Genomic DNA, 2,339 nt, shown 5'->3' with positions numbered 1-2,339 from the left:
TTTTGGGGCGCTGGGGCGGCGGGGGGGGGGGGGGGGGGGGCCCCCCCCCCCCCCCCCGCCCCCGGGTCGCGCCACGCCACCCCACCACCCCCTCCGTCAGGAACCAAGAGACGAACTCCCCCTTCCGCGAGGTACGAAGATCGACAATAGGCCACGCGGTCCAGCCGCCTTTCCCAGCCCGAAAAATACCGGGAAGAATGTGCCTCGAACGGCCTTGAACGGCCTCGAATGTCGGTCACACAGGGTACTATTTACGTATGCAATCAGTGATGGTCGAGCTTGGGGCCGCGTCCACCATGGAACTGGTGAACGCGCTCTCGGCCATCGCCACTGAACTCGCATCGCGAGAAGCCCCGGAATCAGCGGCCGCGTGCTTGGAACTCACCGAAACTCTTGTGGCCGCGTCCGATCTGCAGGAAAGCGTCCTCGCCGGATTCATCGGCCGAGTCGACGCAAGCGGGGAGCAGGCCCGGTGGGGATATCCCTCCACCCAAGCGTGGCTGCGGTCGAGTTTGGGCATGCGCGACAGCCGAGCCAAGGAGCGCCTCGCCCTCGCCCGGCAGCGCCACCGTCTCCCGCAGGTGACCGAACGCCTCGCCGCCGGGGAGCTGTCTTACGGCTACGCCGCCACCATCACCGAGGCCGTGGCCCGCCTGGACGACACCGACTGCGCCGAGGCCGAGACGACCCTGCTGGGCTTCGTCGAGCAGGGCTTCTCGGCCGGGAAGGTCGCCGCGTTCGGGCGCCGCATCCGTGACCTCATCGCCGAACGCGACGACATCGAGGACGCCCCCGACGAGGACACCAAGCGCGGTTACGACAAGTCGTGGCTGACCACCACGCGTTCCTTGGACGGTGGCCGCTACGTCAAGGGCTGGCTGAACCCCGAGGACGGCGCGATCTGGGACGGCACGCTCGCTCCGCTGGCCAAGCCGGCCGGACCAGACGACCGACGCGACCTCGCCGAGCGGACGGCGGCGGCACTGTCGAGCGTGCTCTCAGGCGGGCACAAGGCATCGAAGGTCACCGTCATCTGTGACCTGGAGACGCTGACCGGCGGCAACGCCCCGGCCCGCCTGCCCGACGGCACCCCGATCCCCGCCGCCCAAGCCCGCCGCATCGCACTGGCCGCCGGAGTCTCACCCCTCCTGCTCGGACGCGGAAACACACCGCTCTACCTCGGCTACCGGGAACGGTTCGCCTCCGCAGCACAACGACAGGTACTGGAGACGCTCTACCCCTCGTGCGCGGTGCGAGGCTGTGAGATCCCCGGAACGCTGTGCGAGGTCGACCACGTCCACGGATGGGCACTGGGACGATCGCCCACCGACATCGACCAACTCGCCCTCACCTGCGGATGGCACAACCGCTTCAAACACACCAACCCCGACCAGATCCAGATCACCAAGGATCAGGACGGGCGATACGTCTACCGGCTACTCCCACCACTCGACGCCCGAGCATCCGCAACCGGGGCCGGACCACCAGGCAGCATCGGCCCACCTGACAACCCCGCGCTCGACTGGGCCGCATAACCACCCACCACTGCAACACCACTCCCAGCCGTGCCCTGTGCCGGTCCGCCCGCATTCACCTCGATGACGGGCGGCCCCGGCACGCCCACACCACAGGCGACCGTCCCACACCGGTGGCGCATGCCCACCGGACGGCCCGTTGGAGACCGCCCAACCGCCAACTACACCGCTCACCAGACCGGCCTGCCCACACCGCCCCTGGACTGGACCGCGTCACCACCCACCCTCGGCAACACCACACCCGGCTACGCCCTGCGCCGCTCCGCCCGCATCCACCCATGACGGGCGGCCCTGGCGGGCCCACACCACAGGCGACCGCCTCACACCGGCTGCGCCTGTCCTGTCCAGACGGCGCTTAGCGGAGGCCCCGGCCCACCCGTTCACTACGCCTCCCAGCAACACCGACCGACACCGCCCCGGACCAGAACCGCAAAACCCACCCCGCCCCGGCGCGCCACCCCCACCGGCCACGCCTTGCGCCGGTCCGTCCGCATTCACCCCCACGATGGGTAAGCCAGCCTGCCCCATGACAATGCGATGCCGACACGACAGCGCGATATTAATGCAATGGCCAATGCCGCAGCCTGGGTGAACGCAGCGCATTCCCTTTCAGACCGCAACGCCAGAGCACGCCAACACCGCATGGAAGACGGCTCTTCCTGCTTCCCCTTCGAACCCTTTGCATCACGCAGCAGTGGATTTCGCACCTGACGGAAGGGGGTGGTGGGGTGGCGCGACCCGGGGGCGGGGGGGGGGGGGGGCCCCCCCCCCCCCCCCCCCCCGGGGGGCGGGGGGCGACAAAAA

Annotated in this window: 1 protein-coding gene; it reads left to right on the top strand. The window is 69.5% G+C overall.

Annotated features, from left to right (window positions below):
- Positions 1–257: 257 nt before the first annotated feature.
- Positions 258–1,535 (top strand): HNH endonuclease signature motif containing protein, encoded by a 1,278-nt coding sequence (locus tag ABT299_RS52485; protein WP_500255450.1) that lies wholly within the window; start codon positions 258–260, stop codon positions 1,533–1,535.
- Positions 1,536–2,339 lie beyond the last annotated feature (804 nt).

The sequence above is a fragment of the Spirillospora sp. NPDC000708 genome (assembly GCF_040299565.1).
Taxonomy (GTDB): domain Bacteria; phylum Actinomycetota; class Actinomycetes; order Streptosporangiales; family Streptosporangiaceae; genus Spirillospora.
Note: the sequence above shows the minus strand (reverse complement) of the source record. Positions and strands in the feature narration are given on the sequence as shown.

Excerpts from the sequence above, each read along its gene's own strand:
- ABT299_RS52485 (WP_500255450.1), top strand. The coding sequence starts at position 258 with ATGCAATCAGTGATGGTCGAGCTTGGGGCCGCGTCCACCATGGAACTG.